The organism is Adhaeribacter rhizoryzae (assembly GCF_008629685.1).
Taxonomy (GTDB): Bacteria; Bacteroidota; Bacteroidia; order Cytophagales; family Hymenobacteraceae; genus Adhaeribacter; species Adhaeribacter rhizoryzae.
The window spans coordinates 113,189-127,069 of record NZ_VWSF01000004.1; the positions used below are offsets into that span (position 1 = coordinate 113,189).

Genomic DNA, 13,881 nt, shown 5'->3' on the forward strand with positions numbered 1-13,881 from the left:
AAAGAGTACGCTCTAAATATTTAAAAAGGCGGCCCGAATACCGGACCGCCTTTTTAGCATAAATAATAGTTACTATAAATTAAGAAGCTTGCTTTACTAACTGTACTTCGCCCTGAATTTTTAATTCTTCGCCTAACATAACACCGCCGGTTTCCAGGGCTGCATTGTAATTAATGCCCCAGTCTTTCCGGTTAATTTTGCCACTAATAGAAAAACCGGCCTTTACATTACCCCAGGGGTCGGTGGCTACGCCGCTGTGCTCTACCGATAGTTTTACCGGCTTAGTGGTGTCTTTAATAGTTAAATCGCCGTAAAGATTATATGTTTCATCGTCTAATTTCTCAACGCCGGTTGATACGAATTTCATAGTTGGGTGCGCCTCTACGCTAAAGAAATCGGCGTTGCGCAGGTGGGCATCGCGTTGCTCGTTGCTGGTATCAATAGATGCTACATCTATGTTTGCTACCAGTTTTGCAAGGGTAAAGTCATTATTTTCCGTTTCTGCTTCTACATCAAATTTGGTAAACTTTCCGGAAACGTTAGAAATCATTAAGTGCTTTATTTTAAAGCCCAGTTCGCTATGAGATGGGTCTAAAGACCATTTTGTTGCTGACATTTTAGATTTATAAGGTTAAAATTTTTAGAAAAACAAAGATATGATAATGTTGTATTAAAAACTAACAGTGTTAGGTATTATACAGTAAGTTTGTAAATTTTGTTCCATTAAAATTAAATTATCTGCGGCAAAGCCTTTATCTATAGCTACTTGTGGTTGATTTTGAGTTTAGCTGGCTACACCATCCTGGTTGCTAATAGTGGGTTTAGGTTCAATATAAATTTGATAATCATTTATAATTTCTAATATTTAATTTGGCGAAGCACTAGGTAAGCAAGTCCTGGTAGTCGGGGTGGCGTTTTACGAAAGCTTCTACTACCGGGCAGGAAGGTATAACCAAGAATTTCTGTTCACGGGCAAAATCCAAAGCCGCTTGTACCAATTGGTCAGAGAGACCCTTGTTCCGGGCCGAAGGGGGAATATACGTGTAATCTAAATCCAGCACCGTTTCTTCGGGGTAGGTATACGTTAGTTCGGCTTCATCGCCGTTTACTTCGGCGTAAAAACGCAAATCGGCCGGATCATGAATAACCTTCATATTAATCAATTCAGAAAAAGTTTTAGAGCAATATTAAGCGACAAGCATTTTCCCAAACTAAGAAGCTCTAAACGCCATCTCATTAGTAAAAAATGCAGGTAAAATTCTAAGCTGATTTTTATACGGATAATCTATCAACTAGATGGTAATGCAAAATTAAGCAACTCTGTTTATTTAAGTTAATATTCCTACAATTCACTCCTTCTGCCCGGGCTTTCATTCACTCTGGTTTTACTTCGGCAATTTTAGATTGTAGCTTAGGATACAAGTAAGCTTTCATTATTCAGGACTTAATAAAAATTAATAACCATTCTGGTAAGTGCCAGTGTCTGAATAAGAAAAATATAAGATCCCGATGGACGGAAGCAACCAACTGTACCGTACCCGCATCTGGCGTGCGGAGGGCTATTTTGGTTTTGGTAAAGGTTGGTAAAGATGAGGGGCAGATAACCGGCAAGCAACAGCCTTTCTGTTTTAATAATTTTTGAATGCTCGTATTAGCCACCCAAATATTACCAAAACTATGAAAAAATCTTTCACCATTTTATTGCTGTTCCTGCTGCCTATGCTAGTACTTGGTCAGGTGGGCAACATTGGCAAAATTTCCTGTTCGGTTACCGATTCTGTTTCGGCGAAAGCGGTGCCGTATGTAACGGTTACCTTAAAAGACGGCACCAAAATATTAACCGGCACCACAGCCGATGGTAATGGTAATTTTCTGTTGTCGGATTTGCCTTTAGGTAAATTTACCTTAGAATTATCTTTTATTGGGTATAGTACCAAGAAACTGCCGGTAAATCTTACGGCCAATAATCCTGCGCTGCAACTAAAAAATTTTAAACTAAGTCCGGAAGCTAAAATGCTGGGTGCGGTAGAGGTAACCGGCCAAAAAGCCTTGGTAGAAGACAAAGGCGACCGGCTGGTGTACAACGCCGAAAAAGATATTTCGAATGCCGGCGGTACGGCCGCCGATGTGTTGCGTAAAGTACCCACCCTTACCGTAGACCTGGACGGCAATGTGCAAATGCGGGGCAACAGCAATATTAAGGTGTTAGTCAATGGCAAACCATCGGCTATGATGGCACGTAACCTGGCCGATGCCCTGCGGCAAATGCCGGCCAATGTTATTAAATCCGTAGAAATAATTACCAATCCGGGGGCTAAGTTTGATGCCGAAGGATCGGCGGGGGTTATAAATATTATTACCAAAAAAGGTATGCAGGGCTTTAGCGGCACCACCACCGTAACCGCCGGCAATTATAACCGCAGTTTGGGTACCAGCCTGAACTACAACAAAAAGAAAATAAGTTTTGCCTTAAAAGCCACCGGCTACCAGAACCGCAACCGCCGGGAACATACCCTTACCCGCACAACCCTGCAAAACGGTTCGCCCTTAAATATTTTATACCAGCGCAACCAAGCCGATAATATTGCTACAGGCGGTTACGGCGAAATGAGTTTGGATTACGACCTGGATTCGTTAAGTAGGCTGAATTTTGCGGCTAATGTTTGGGGCGGCAATTTCCCGAGCGATAATACCATGCAAAGTACATTATTTAACCCGGCAGGTAACCAATTGGCGGCTTTCCGCAACAATAGCCGTTTTTACAATCCTTATGGCAATGGCCAACTGGATTTAGGTTATACCAAAAATTTCAAACAAAAAGATAGAGAATTCTCTTTGCTGGGCCAGTTTAGCCGCATGCCCGATAATTATTTTTACGAAACCGATACGTACTCCAGCACCAATGAAATTACCTTCCGGCAGCACAGTTCTAATTATAGCCGCAACAAAGAATATACCATGCAAACCGACTACACCCACCCATTTAAAATATATGGCCGGCGCGATACTACCAACCTTAAACTCGAAATTGGCTTAAAAACCATCCGGCGCGATATTGGCAGCGAATACGAGGTAAAAGAGGCTGCCGGCGGCGATGGTGAATTATTATTTAACCCCAACCTTTCGAACGAGTTTGATTATTTTCAGCGGGTATATTCGGGTTATGCCTCGTTGCGGCTCGAAAGCCGGAAAAAGTGGAGTTTAAACGCCGGCGCCCGCTTAGAACAAACCAATATTGAAGGTAGGTTTTTAAACGATGTGGATATAGAATCAAATATCAAAGACCACTACCAAAACCTGATTCCGAGTATTACTTTATCGAAAGGTATTAAGAACCACACGGTTAAAATAAGTTATACGCAGCGTATTCAACGGCCGCTGGTTTGGTTCCTGAACCCCTGGGTAAACCGCACCGATACCCTGAACCTGATTACCGGTAACCCATACCTCAATCCCGAACTAAACCATGCCTCGGAGTTGGCTTATAACCTGAACACCAAAAAAGGTTTATCAGTTAACAGTGCTCTTTACTGGAATTATACCGATAACGCGATTGAATACTTGGCTACCGTCAATACAGAAGGTGTATCGGTTAACCAACCCCAAAATATTGCCCAGCGCAATATTTACGGGTTAAACTTAAACGCTTCGGGCCAACCAAATAAAAACTGGAACCTGAGTGGCGGAATTAATTTGCGCCACGTAGCCCTAACGAGTACCGGCCTGAATCAGCAAAACAGTGGGTGGGTCTGGAATTTAAATACGAATACCTCTTATAAGCTGCCTAAAAATTACGCGGTGCAAGCCAATGGTTTTTTCAGCTCCGGCTGGATTGGTTTGCAAGGCCGCAATTCCGGATTTTACTGGCACAGCCTGGCGCTTAAAAAAGAATTCTGGGATAAGAAAGCCAGCTTGAATCTCGGACTGAATAATCCGTTTGTGCGGGGCGTGCGGCAAACCCGGGAACAAGCGGCGCCCACTTTTTACGCCGATAATCGTTCGCTATTCTTTAACCGTTCGGTACGGTTAACTTTTGAATGGCGCTTTGGCCAAATGACGGCTGGTGGCAAACAAAGCAAAAAAATTACCAACGACGACAAAGGTGACCGCTAGCTAATAAATATACCAGAGCCATTAAGGGTAATAAAAATGTTTTTATTCCAGCTTTTGAATAAAACTCACAGGTCTTTGAGACCTGTGAGGTTTTAACCTATGGCAATTAATTAATGCGACTTGGTTTTGATTTTTCTAATTGTTTTGGCGTTGTTTATAAGACTCATTCCGGGCTAAAAAAATCCATTTCTTTACAATTAATTCATCGCTTTCATCGGGGATGTAGCTGAAAGAAGCTTCATCCCAATTACACAGAACGCCTCGTTGGGGATTAAATAAATTTTGGCGTACCCAAATAATATCTCCAGACCGATATTTTTTTATTCTTCGTTTCCGTTCCCGGACCACATAAATAAGGCCCAACAATATAATTACGGCAGCTTCTATTATAATTAACATCTAGCGGGATCGGGAATTTCAAATTCATCTAAAATTACAGCAAAAATATTGGTTTACTAGATACTGGAAAGATTTAATAGGAATTTGCCAATAATTTAAATATTTAAGCTACGTAAAATTTATTAGGTAACATTTATTATATCGAAGCTGTTTAGCATTTGGATAATTGGAGAAAACCGCTGCCCTTACTGTGGAGGTACCAGCAAGTAGTCTGCCGGAAGCTTTAGAATCGGCGGTGATAACACCACCAATGGCAGCTTATTCTATTTAAAACCGAAATACTAAACAGCTTCATCAGCAACTCCGTAAAATCTTTGTTGCATTTTAGAATATTAAATAGCAACTTAAATTATTTTATTCTGGATAAGGCTGCGCTAAAATTATCTGGCCGGCAGGTTATATATTTTTGCTGAAGTTAAGATTTGTTTCGGAACTTTGCGGGGCAATGTCTACTTCGGAATTTAATTTAAGTTTACCAGATTTACCCGTAAAAGAAGCGCTCCCGCGGCTTGTAGAAGCTTTGGAAAATAAAAACCGCGTGGTGTTAGAAGCGCCGCCCGGAGCCGGTAAAACCACCTTGGTGCCCTTGGCGCTTTTAAATACCGCCTGGCGGCAGGGCGGCAAAATAATTATGCTGGAACCGCGGCGTTTAGCGGCCAGAGCGGCGGCCCAGCGGCTATCCGATTTAATAAACGAACCAGTTGGCCAAACGGTGGGGTACCGGGTGCGCCTGGAACGGGCTATTTCAGCACAAACCCAGATAGAAGTAGTTACCGAAGGAATATTAACCCGTTTACTACAAGATGATCCTGCCCTGGAAGGAATTGCAGCTATTATTTTTGATGAGTTTCACGAACGCAGTTTGCAAGCCGATTTAGGATTGGCGTTGGCACTGGATGCGCAGGCGGTACTACGGCCCGACTTACGGCTGCTGGTTATGAGTGCTACCCTGGATGCCACCGCAGTTGGTAATTGGTTGGAAGCGCCGGTTATTCGGAGCGAAGGGCGGATGTTTCCGGTAGAAACTTATTATGCCACACCGGCCGAAGTGGCCGCGGCTGGCAATCGTCCGGGCGAAAAGTTAAAGCAACTTGTTCCCAAATATATCCAGCAAGCTTTACAAAAACATCCCGTAGGTGATTTGCTCGTATTTTTACCGGGTTTAGGCGAAATGCGAACGGTAAACCAGCAATTAGAAGGCAAGTTGCCCCCGGAAGCAGATGTACATTTGCTGCACGGCGAACTTTCGCTGGCGCAACAACAAGCCGCCATTCAGCCGGCAATACTGGGCCGGCGCAAAATAGTATTGGCCACCAGCATTGCCGAAACCAGCTTAACCATAGAAGGCGTAAAAATTGTAATTGATGGCGGATACGCCCGCGTAGCTAAATTTATTCCGCGTTCCGGCCTTACTACTTTAATTACGTTACTGGTATCGCAAGCTGCAGCCGATCAGCGCCGGGGCCGGGCGGGTCGTTTAGGTCCGGGTATTTGTTACCGTTTATGGACCTCGGCTGAGCAATTACTGTTACCGGCCCGCCAGTCGCCGGAAATTTGTGAGGCAGATTTAAGCAGCTTAATGCTGGAACTGGCAATCTGGGGAATTAAAGAGCCAATGGCTTTAAAGTGGCTGGATGCGCCACCCGCTGCGGCAGTAAGTTTAGCCCGCGATTTATTGCAACGGCTCGAAGCGCTGGACCAAAATAGCAAACCCACCAAACACGGTAAAGAGTTGGCTGCGCTGGGCCTGCCGCCCCGTTTAGGGCACTTGGTACGGCGTGGCCACAAACTGGGATTGGGGAATACAGCTTGTAGCCTAGCCGCTTTATTAGCCGAGCGGGATATATTAAAAGCTATCGGGCTCGTCCGCGACCAAATATTGCCTGATTTGCAACTCCGGTTAGAAATTTTGGCTGGTAAGTCTTTGCAAACACCAGGGTTTGTTGTTGATGCCAATACCTTGCGGCGGGTACGCGAACAAGCCCGGAGTTTGCGCCAGCGCCTCCGCGAACCCGAAAGCCCTATAGATTTAGATGCAATTGGTTTGCTCACCGGTTTGGCTTATCCTGATCGCCTGGCCCAGAAAGAAACTTCCGGCCGCATAAAATTAGTTACCGGCCAACGAGCCGCTTTACATACAGAATTATTTAATGAATCGGAATTTTACGCAGTAGCGCACCTCGATAATAGCAGTCAGCCGCGGGTTGCCTTGGTGGCATCCTTAACCAAAGCCGAAATTTTGAAATATTTTGCGGGCCAAATAAATCAGCAACAAGAGGTGCGGTGGGATGCACAGACCGAAAGAATTGTGGCCCGGCAAGTTAAAACCCTGGGTGCTTTAATGCTGGAAGAAAGTCCGCTGCAAAACCCTGACCCGGAAATTCTAGTTGAAACCCTTTTACAAGTAATACGGGATAAAGGTATTAACCGCCTGCCGTGGTCCGGTGAGGCCCAGAATACCCGGCAGCGCTTAGCTTTTTTGCATTACCTGGAGCCGGAAAAATGGCCGGATGTTTCGGATGAAGCTTTAACTATTAATTTAAACGAATGGTTAAGGCCGCACCTGCAAGGCTTAAAATCGTGGGAGCAAGTAGCCCGGCTAAATTTAACCCAACTCTTACTAGCTAATTTATCCTGGGAAAAACAACAGGAAATGGATAAGTTGGCACCTACGCACCTGGAAGTACCCAGCGGTTCGCTTATAGCTTTAGATTACACAGTTAAAGAATCCCCGGTATTGGCGGTGCGGTTACAAGAAGTATTTGGGATGATAGATACGCCACAAATAGCAGGCGGACGCGTGCCCTTGCTGATTCATTTGCTATCGCCGGCTTCCAGGCCAGTACAGGTTACCCGCGATTTGCGTAGTTTCTGGCGCAATGGCTATTTTGAAGTAAGAAAAGATTTAAGGGGCAGGTACCCCAAACACCATTGGCCCGAAGATCCGCTTTCGGCGCCGCCTACCCGGGGCACAAAAAAAAGGCCGCAGTAAACTAAATTACTGTGGCCTTTCACCAATTAAGTATAGCTTAATATTGTTTTCTAAAAACTACAATACGGCCACTTAAGTTATTAAACCCAAATGATTATGCTGTTACAGCTTCTAATTCTTTTACCTGTGGTTTAATCTTCAGCGACAAATAGCGCCACACATCGGTCAGTTCTTCCAGACGAGTAATATCTAGTTTGGGATTTTCCAATATTTGTTTTTCCCAATAATTAGCCATGTCCTCGGCAAACCGGGCCGCATCATTAAAATTATAAAAAGGTACAGAATTAAAATCTGACAAGAATTCTTCTGAAAAGGTTTTACTTACATCAAAAGGACTTTCACAAAATAACACATAAAAGTAATTGCCTAAACAATTCTCCGGATTGGCTGCTTTTTTTTCCAATCTTAGTCTAAAGCTTAAAGTATTAACCTCTATCATATCACTTTTACTTAGATTATGCACTAAATTACTTACGAGCTCGAAGATAAAAGTATTTATTGTAGATACCATAAAAATTCAAAAAAAATTAAATAAATCCAATTAAAACCTATTTTAAATCTAAAATATTCGATATTTAATTAATTGTACTAAAACAATATTAAATTTATTTATTCTTTATCATCTTAGCTTGCAGGTAATATTATTGCAGAAGCTGTTGAAAAACAGAAAGATGTAGGTTTTAGTACATTATCCGGAGTTTATTAAATAGGGAAGGGTTTAAAGGAGGAATTTTAAATTTGAAATTAATATTTAAGCAGTATTTAATATTTTGTAAAGTTGCATCCTACTTTAAGCAACAGGCAAAAAGATTTCTACTTTGTAAATACCAGCTAAATGGTGTTGGGCATAATTCACTCAAATATTTTTGATTAATATTTAAACCTTGCTCTTAAATACTAGAGGAGAATTAAGCTTACTACTATTTATAAGCTATTACGTAATTGTAGATCCTTATTTAATTTGCGTTGGTATGAACCTTTATGCCAGCTAAAGTTTAAGTATCTGAAACTTTGCCCTACCCTTAAGTATTTTTTGTAAAATGTTATACGTATTTAATTTTTTTGTATAAGTATTTGCCGTAACATTTTCAGTTAAAAATTAGTATCTAGCTGATGTATAAGTAGCTGCGATTTATATTAATAGGCAGTATTATAATAGTAGGCAATTAAAGATTTTAGAGATGATTAACTGGATAAAAAATGAAGATAAAACTCCGGAAGAACACCAAAGAATTTTGGCTACCGTTGAGTTGAATGGCAAGACATCGGTGGTGCCGTGCTGGTACATAGAAAATAACCGTATTTTATTGAACGATGCACCCAATGCACCAACCTACAGCTTTTCGATGGTTAGGGCCTGGCAACCATTTCCGGAGCCTTTTCAGGAACATAAAACCTGATTCAAAGTCAGCAGTTGTATTTTAAGCGATAAACAGTGCAATAAAAAACCCGGATTTTAAGGTCCGGGTTTTTTGTGGGTATAGGGTATAGGTATATTTTATCTTCTATCTTCTTTTTACGGGTGCTTTGGCTACTAAACTTCTTTTAATGGCCGTTTGCAAGTCTTTGCCAACATTTTGCATACCATTTATATAAGTGTTGTATACTGTCAGGTAGGCTTGCTTTTCTTTTTTATTTTTAAATTTTAACTGATCCGGGTGTTTTAAAGATTGGGGGGTGTAATAATTAATGGCATCAGGCGAAAAATCAGTAGCTATAAACCGGTAAGCACCTTCTTCAAAAGTAATGGTAAGTATATAATGAAGCGGGTAGTTAGTGTTTATATCATCGGTTTTTACGTTTAACTTCCGGAACCCCTTAAAAACAATTTTATCTGCATTATCTTCTTGTATAACAGAGGATGGTGCCTTAAAAGATTTTGTCAGGTATTGCTGTGCTTTGTCGTGCAAATCTTGCTGCGATAAGCCCGGTACTGTTACCAGGTCGGTAACTACAAATCTGCCGGTTGCAGCATCGGTGGGTAAGGTGGTTGCGGGTTGTGCCAGCAAACTAAACGGAAGTAGAAGTAATAAAAATAACAATTTTTGCATGAATATTAATTTAATGCGTAAAGATAATTATTAGAAATTTAATATATAGTAATTATTGCAATATTTTTAACGTAGTAGTTCTAACATTCTTAAATAGAAGCTAATTACTTTATTAAGAATATAACGAATAAAGTAAACAATTATATATAAAGTAATGAATATTAATCCTGAATAGCCACTTCAGTTTAAAGGAAAACAAAACTGCTTTTAACAGAAAAAGCCATTTTACCTGCTATTAAACTTTCATTTAAAGTTGCATGCGTAATGCTATAAACAAAAAAGGTACCAGCATTAGCTTTATCCTGCTGTAAATTCAACTTTCTTGTTTTAATATTTAATGAACTGCTTTATCGGCTATTTCGTAACGGAAATCCAGAAAAGTATCCTGTAAATTACTTTCGGCGTTGGTGCCATAATTTACGAGTAAGGTAATCGTAACATCCTGGTTCGGGAAATAAAACATATCGGCACTGTAACCTAAATCGCGGCCCCGGTGCCCGTAGCCAAATTCGTTTTCTTTAAAATTGCCATCAATGTAATCTTTAAACAAGCCCAAACCCAGGTACTTGCGATTTTCTATTAAATCATCGAAAGTAAGCATGGTATTAATAGAACTTTGGCTGAGTAAGGTTTTGTGCCGGAGTAAAGCATCTATAAATTTCTGTAAATCAAAAACATTGCAGTATAAGCCATTTAGCCCGTTACAGGTGCCCGTATTATAACTGCTCACATTTATTAAGGTATTGTTGTTATATAAATCAAAATACCCTAGGCCACGCCGTGGGCCGGGAGTTCTTCCTGCCAGTAATAATAAGAAGAGGATAGCCCCAGTGGTGCCAGAATTTTTTCGCGGAGTAAAGCGGCGTGGCTTTGGCCAGTAACAGCCTCTATTACCATGGTAGCCAAAACGGTATTGGTATTAGAATAGCCCGATGAAGTACCTGTCGGGAATTTAGCTTCCTGGTTATAAGCAAATTGCAGCAGTTCTTCCGGTTTCCATTTTTTGGTAGGGTAGTTTAATAAAGCCAGGTAAAAATTATTGTTATTACTGAAATCATAAATGCCGCTGGTGTGGTTGAGCAAATTACGCAAAGTAGCCGTTTCGGCATTTTTAATTTTTGAAATAATATTGGCGGGCAGCTTTTCCGCTATTTTCTCGTCTAAGTTTATTTTACCTTCTTCTGCCAGTTTAAGGGCTAGCGTTGCAATAAATATTTTGGTAAGGCTGGCCGTTTTAGAAATGTGGCAGGGCAGCATCGGGGTATTTTCCTTAATATCGGCTTGGCCGCCGCTCCCGGCCCAGGTACCACTTTTATCGCGTACCAGTACGGCAATGCCTGGCAAACCCGCTTTAATATATTTATCTATTACGCTTTGGTAAACAGCCGCTTTGGGGTGATTGGCTGTGCCGGGAGCATTCGTACAAATATCGGTAGGTTTAATTACGGGTTCGTGGCAGTTTAGTAAGCAAAACAACGGGAGTAAAGCCAATAACTTTGAAACAGACTTAAGCATAAGAACAGGCGTTAATTAATTATTTCTCTTAAAAAGCGGGTAGTTCAGGCCCAGGTGCAAGGCTGTATTTGGCAAAACCGGAACGTACTGGCGTACGAAAGGTGCTTCAACCCAGAACTGATAACGGGCAAATATTTCCAAAGGCTTGTCACTGGTTGGGTTTAATAAATACCCGAGCCCCAAGGCCAGGGTGCCCATAACTTGCGGACGGCCCCAGTTTGGTTTTTCTTCGTACCCGCCATTTTCGTTGCGCCGGAAAACCTGAGTAGCCGAAAATATATGAACATAACCTGCCCCTAAAGCCCCGGCCAAGCTTACCCGCTGGCGTATTAATCTTTTATATTCAAGCTCAGAATAGACCTGCACCGAATGCTGCACAAACTGGTGGTAAACATAACCTACCTTTAAGGTTTGGGATAACTGATTTACCGGATTCTGGTTGTACCGAAAAGCAGTGCCCACTGCCAAGCCAGGATGAACTGACCGGAAAATTTCGCCGGTACGGGTGGGCAAGGCTGTTGCATTAGCCAGCACCGCTATTGAAAGTGGCCGCTGCTGTTGCGCCTTTGCCATAGCAGCAGTTAATAAGCCCAGCAGCGTAAGGGCAATTATTCTACATTTTATCATGCTATTAAAGAGTTACTATTTATCCGCAGTTCCAAAAGCACTCAAAAGCAATATAATTTATATTTTTCAAATTAAAAATATTGATTTATATATTTTTTGTACTTCAAATTATAATTTAAAAAGATAGTAAATTTTATTCTGGTAAAGGAAGAGCAGTAATTTTTTGCCGGATTAATAGGAGTAACTATGCCATTATATAAGGCAAAGAGCAAAACGTTTAAACCTGTATTTGATTAAGTTGAAATATTTAATTCTACTTAAATGTAATTTGGGATACCGGTATAAACTTATTTTAATTAATTTTCAGGCTCAAACCGGATTTCTTAAGCTTTTTCATGCAATTAATAGAAGTAAACGACGCTGCCACCGCCCGGGAATTTATCTTGTTTCCAGTCAGGCTTTACAGAAATGATCCTAATTATGTCAGGCCTTTAGACAACGATATTGAGGCTGTTTTTGATCCTAAAAAAAACAAGCTGTTGCGCAAAGGAGCCTGCATCCGGTGGTTATTAAAAGATAGTCAAGACCAAACCATAGGCCGGGTAGCAGCTTTTGTAAACGAACAAACGGCTAGCAAAAACGAGCAACCTACCGGTGGCATGGGTTTTTTCGATTGCATTAACAACCAGCAAGCAGCCAATATATTATTTGATGCCTGTAAAAACTGGCTGCAGGCGCGCGGCATGGAAGCCATGGATGGCCCTATTAATTTCGGCGACCGCGACCGTTGGTGGGGCTTATTGGTAGAAGAATTTTCGGCCCCGTCTTATGCCACTAACTATAATTTTCCTTATTACCGGCAGCTTTTCGAGAACTACGGCTTTCAGGTTTATTTTAACCAGTATACTTATCAGCGGGCGGTTAAAGGCGATGTTGCGGCAAAATTTACCGACAGGGCAGACGCAATTTTAGCCAACCCGGATTATTCTTTCCGGCACATGGAAAAGAAAAATATGGAGAAATTTACCGAAGACTTCCGGGTGGTTTATAACCAAGCCTGGGCTAAACACCAGGGCGTAAAGGAAATGTCGGTGGCGCAGGCCCAGGTTATCATGAACAAGCTGAAGCCCATTATGGACGAGAAAATTATGTGGTTTGCTTATTATAAAACTGAACCCGTTGGTTTCTTTATTTCTATTCCGGAGTTAAACCAGTTGTTTAAACACGTAAACGGAAAGCTGGATTTAATTGGTAAATTAAAGTTTCTCTATTATAAATGGCGCGGCGGGGTAACCCGGGCTGTTGGAATTGTATTTGGCATTGCCCCGGATCACCAACGAAAAGGGGTAGAGGCGGCTATGGTAATGGCATCCGCAAGAGGTTATTTTCATAAAGGTAAAATACCTTACACAGATTATATTATGAACTGGATCGGGGATTTTAACCCCAAAATGATACGGGTAGTAGAGCAGATTGGCGCTAAAAAATATAAGACCCACATTACTTACCGCAAATTATTCGACGAGACAAAAGAATTTAAACGGGCAAATATTATTCAGTAATAGATGCAGCCAGAAGAAATAATACTTACTACCGCCGATTATATAAAAGAAAAATTCGCCGGCGAAGGCTCTGGCCACGACTGGTGGCATATATACCGGGTTTGGCAAAATGCTTTGTATTTGGCAAAAAACGAGCAAGCAGATTTGTTGGTGGTGCAGCTAGGTGCCTTATTGCACGATGTAGCCGACTGGAAGTTTTACGGTGGCGACGAAACCGTTGGTGAAAAGATGGCGCGGGAATATTTAGAAAAATTGCAAGTTCCCGAATTGGTAATAGCGCCGGTATGCCAGATTATTAACGAAATTTCTTTTAAAGGTGCCGGGGTAAATACTCCTATGAGCACGCTGGAAGGAGCCATTGTGCAGGACGCGGACCGTTTAGATGCCATTGGAGCCATAGGCATTGCCCGGGCTTTCGCTTACGGTGGTTTTAAGCACCGCGAAATGCACAACCCTAATATTTTGCCCGAAAACCATACTTCTTTTGCGGCCTACAAAAAAAATACCGGACCAACCATAAACCACTTTTACGAAAAATTGCTCTTGTTAAAAGACCGGATGAATACGGCTACCGGCCGGCAATTAGCCGAAGACCGCCACCAGTATATGCTTAATTTTCTGGAGCAGTTTTACCAGGAATGGAATATTAATGTGGAATTAGAAAAAGAAGAAAAAATTTAGC

At 41.6% G+C, this 13,881-nt stretch carries 13 protein-coding genes; 5 read left to right on the plus strand and 8 right to left on the minus strand.

The annotated features are described in order from the left end of the window. Positions 1 to 79: 79 nt before the first annotated feature. On the minus strand, positions 80 to 616 hold the full coding sequence (locus F0145_RS07410) for a YceI family protein (RefSeq protein WP_150087683.1): 537 nt from the start codon (positions 614 to 616) through the stop codon (positions 80 to 82). A 265-nt stretch (positions 617 to 881) separates the two neighbouring features. Further along, the gene (locus F0145_RS07415) at positions 882 to 1,154 is read right to left on the minus strand and encodes a GNAT family N-acetyltransferase (RefSeq protein ID WP_150087684.1); all 273 of its coding nucleotides are present in this window, start codon (positions 1,152 to 1,154) and stop codon (positions 882 to 884) included. Between the two features lie 523 nt (positions 1,155 to 1,677). Between F0145_RS07415 and F0145_RS07420 the strand changes: the two genes are divergently transcribed. Beyond that, a complete protein-coding gene (locus tag F0145_RS07420; RefSeq protein ID WP_150087685.1) occupies positions 1,678 to 4,113 on the plus strand; it encodes a TonB-dependent receptor domain-containing protein in 2,436 nt (811 codons plus the stop codon). A gap of 135 nt (positions 4,114 to 4,248) precedes the next feature. On the opposite strand, the gene F0145_RS07425 is transcribed toward F0145_RS07420, so the two are convergent. Further along, positions 4,249 to 4,512 (minus strand): hypothetical protein, encoded by a 264-nt coding sequence (locus F0145_RS07425; RefSeq protein ID WP_150087686.1) that lies wholly within the window; start codon positions 4,510 to 4,512, stop codon positions 4,249 to 4,251. Between the two features lie 445 nt (positions 4,513 to 4,957). Here F0145_RS07425 and hrpB point away from each other — a divergent pair, with 445 nt between their 5' ends. Next, positions 4,958 to 7,504, plus strand: coding sequence for an ATP-dependent helicase HrpB (gene hrpB / locus F0145_RS07430; RefSeq protein WP_150087687.1), 2,547 nt, complete (start codon positions 4,958 to 4,960; stop codon positions 7,502 to 7,504). 94 nt (positions 7,505 to 7,598) lie between these two features. Here hrpB and F0145_RS07435 read toward each other — a convergent pair whose 3' ends face one another. Then, positions 7,599 to 7,907: a hypothetical protein gene (locus F0145_RS07435; protein WP_150087688.1), complete on the minus strand. Its 309-nt coding sequence runs from the start codon at positions 7,905 to 7,907 to the stop codon at positions 7,599 to 7,601. 778 nt (positions 7,908 to 8,685) lie between these two features. On the opposite strand from F0145_RS07435, the gene F0145_RS07440 reads away from it, so the two are divergent. Next, positions 8,686 to 8,904 (plus strand): hypothetical protein, encoded by a 219-nt coding sequence (locus tag F0145_RS07440; protein ID WP_150087689.1) that lies wholly within the window; start codon positions 8,686 to 8,688, stop codon positions 8,902 to 8,904. Between the two features lie 105 nt (positions 8,905 to 9,009). On the opposite strand, the gene F0145_RS07445 is transcribed toward F0145_RS07440, so the two are convergent. The 4 genes from F0145_RS07445 to F0145_RS07460 all read right to left on the minus strand — a co-directional run bounded on the left by F0145_RS07445 (position 9,010) and on the right by F0145_RS07460 (position 11,697). Beyond that, the gene (locus tag F0145_RS07445) at positions 9,010 to 9,555 is read right to left on the minus strand and encodes a DUF4468 domain-containing protein (RefSeq protein WP_150087690.1); all 546 of its coding nucleotides are present in this window, start codon (positions 9,553 to 9,555) and stop codon (positions 9,010 to 9,012) included. Positions 9,556 to 9,889: 334 nt separating this feature from the next. Continuing rightward, positions 9,890 to 10,285, minus strand: coding sequence for a serine hydrolase (locus tag F0145_RS26805; RefSeq protein WP_262719628.1), 396 nt, complete (start codon positions 10,283 to 10,285; stop codon positions 9,890 to 9,892). Positions 10,286 to 10,323: 38 nt separating this feature from the next. Next, positions 10,324 to 11,070 carry a serine hydrolase domain-containing protein gene (locus F0145_RS26810; protein ID WP_150087692.1) on the minus strand — a complete coding sequence of 249 codons (747 nt, stop codon included), beginning with the start codon at positions 11,068 to 11,070 and terminating at the stop codon, positions 10,324 to 10,326. Between the two features lie 15 nt (positions 11,071 to 11,085). After that, complete coding sequence (locus tag F0145_RS07460) at positions 11,086 to 11,697, minus strand: hypothetical protein (protein WP_150087693.1); 612 nt, start codon at positions 11,695 to 11,697, stop codon at positions 11,086 to 11,088. Between the two features lie 335 nt (positions 11,698 to 12,032). Here F0145_RS07460 and F0145_RS07465 point away from each other — a divergent pair, with 335 nt between their 5' ends. Together F0145_RS07465 and F0145_RS07470 are read left to right on the plus strand one after the other, a co-directional pair. Next, complete coding sequence (locus tag F0145_RS07465; protein ID WP_150087694.1) at positions 12,033 to 13,199, plus strand: hypothetical protein; 1,167 nt, start codon at positions 12,033 to 12,035, stop codon at positions 13,197 to 13,199. A 3-nt stretch (positions 13,200 to 13,202) separates the two neighbouring features. Then, positions 13,203 to 13,880, plus strand: a complete 678-nt coding sequence (locus F0145_RS07470; RefSeq protein WP_150087695.1) for an HD domain-containing protein — start codon at positions 13,203 to 13,205, stop codon at positions 13,878 to 13,880. Position 13,881 lies beyond the last annotated feature (1 nt).

Bases quoted from the DNA above. Each gene is read 5' to 3' on its own strand.
- F0145_RS07410 (WP_150087683.1), bottom strand. From the start codon at position 616: ATGTCAGCAACAAAATGGTCTTTAGACCCATCTCATAGCGAACTGGGC.
- F0145_RS07415 (WP_150087684.1), bottom strand. From the start codon at position 1,154: ATGAAGGTTATTCATGATCCGGCCGATTTGCGTTTTTACGCCGAAGTA.
- F0145_RS07420 (WP_150087685.1), top strand. From the start codon at position 1,678: ATGAAAAAATCTTTCACCATTTTATTGCTGTTCCTGCTGCCTATGCTA.
- F0145_RS07425 (WP_150087686.1), bottom strand. From the start codon at position 4,512: ATGTTAATTATAATAGAAGCTGCCGTAATTATATTGTTGGGCCTTATT.
- hrpB (WP_150087687.1), top strand. From the start codon at position 4,958: ATGTCTACTTCGGAATTTAATTTAAGTTTACCAGATTTACCCGTAAAA.
- F0145_RS07440 (WP_150087689.1), top strand. From the start codon at position 8,686: ATGATTAACTGGATAAAAAATGAAGATAAAACTCCGGAAGAACACCAA.
- F0145_RS07445 (WP_150087690.1), bottom strand. From the start codon at position 9,555: ATGCAAAAATTGTTATTTTTATTACTTCTACTTCCGTTTAGTTTGCTG.
- F0145_RS26810 (WP_150087692.1), bottom strand. From the start codon at position 11,070: ATGCTTAAGTCTGTTTCAAAGTTATTGGCTTTACTCCCGTTGTTTTGC.
- F0145_RS07460 (WP_150087693.1), bottom strand. From the start codon at position 11,697: ATGATAAAATGTAGAATAATTGCCCTTACGCTGCTGGGCTTATTAACT.
- F0145_RS07465 (WP_150087694.1), top strand. From the start codon at position 12,033: ATGCAATTAATAGAAGTAAACGACGCTGCCACCGCCCGGGAATTTATC.
- F0145_RS07470 (WP_150087695.1), top strand. From the start codon at position 13,203: ATGCAGCCAGAAGAAATAATACTTACTACCGCCGATTATATAAAAGAA.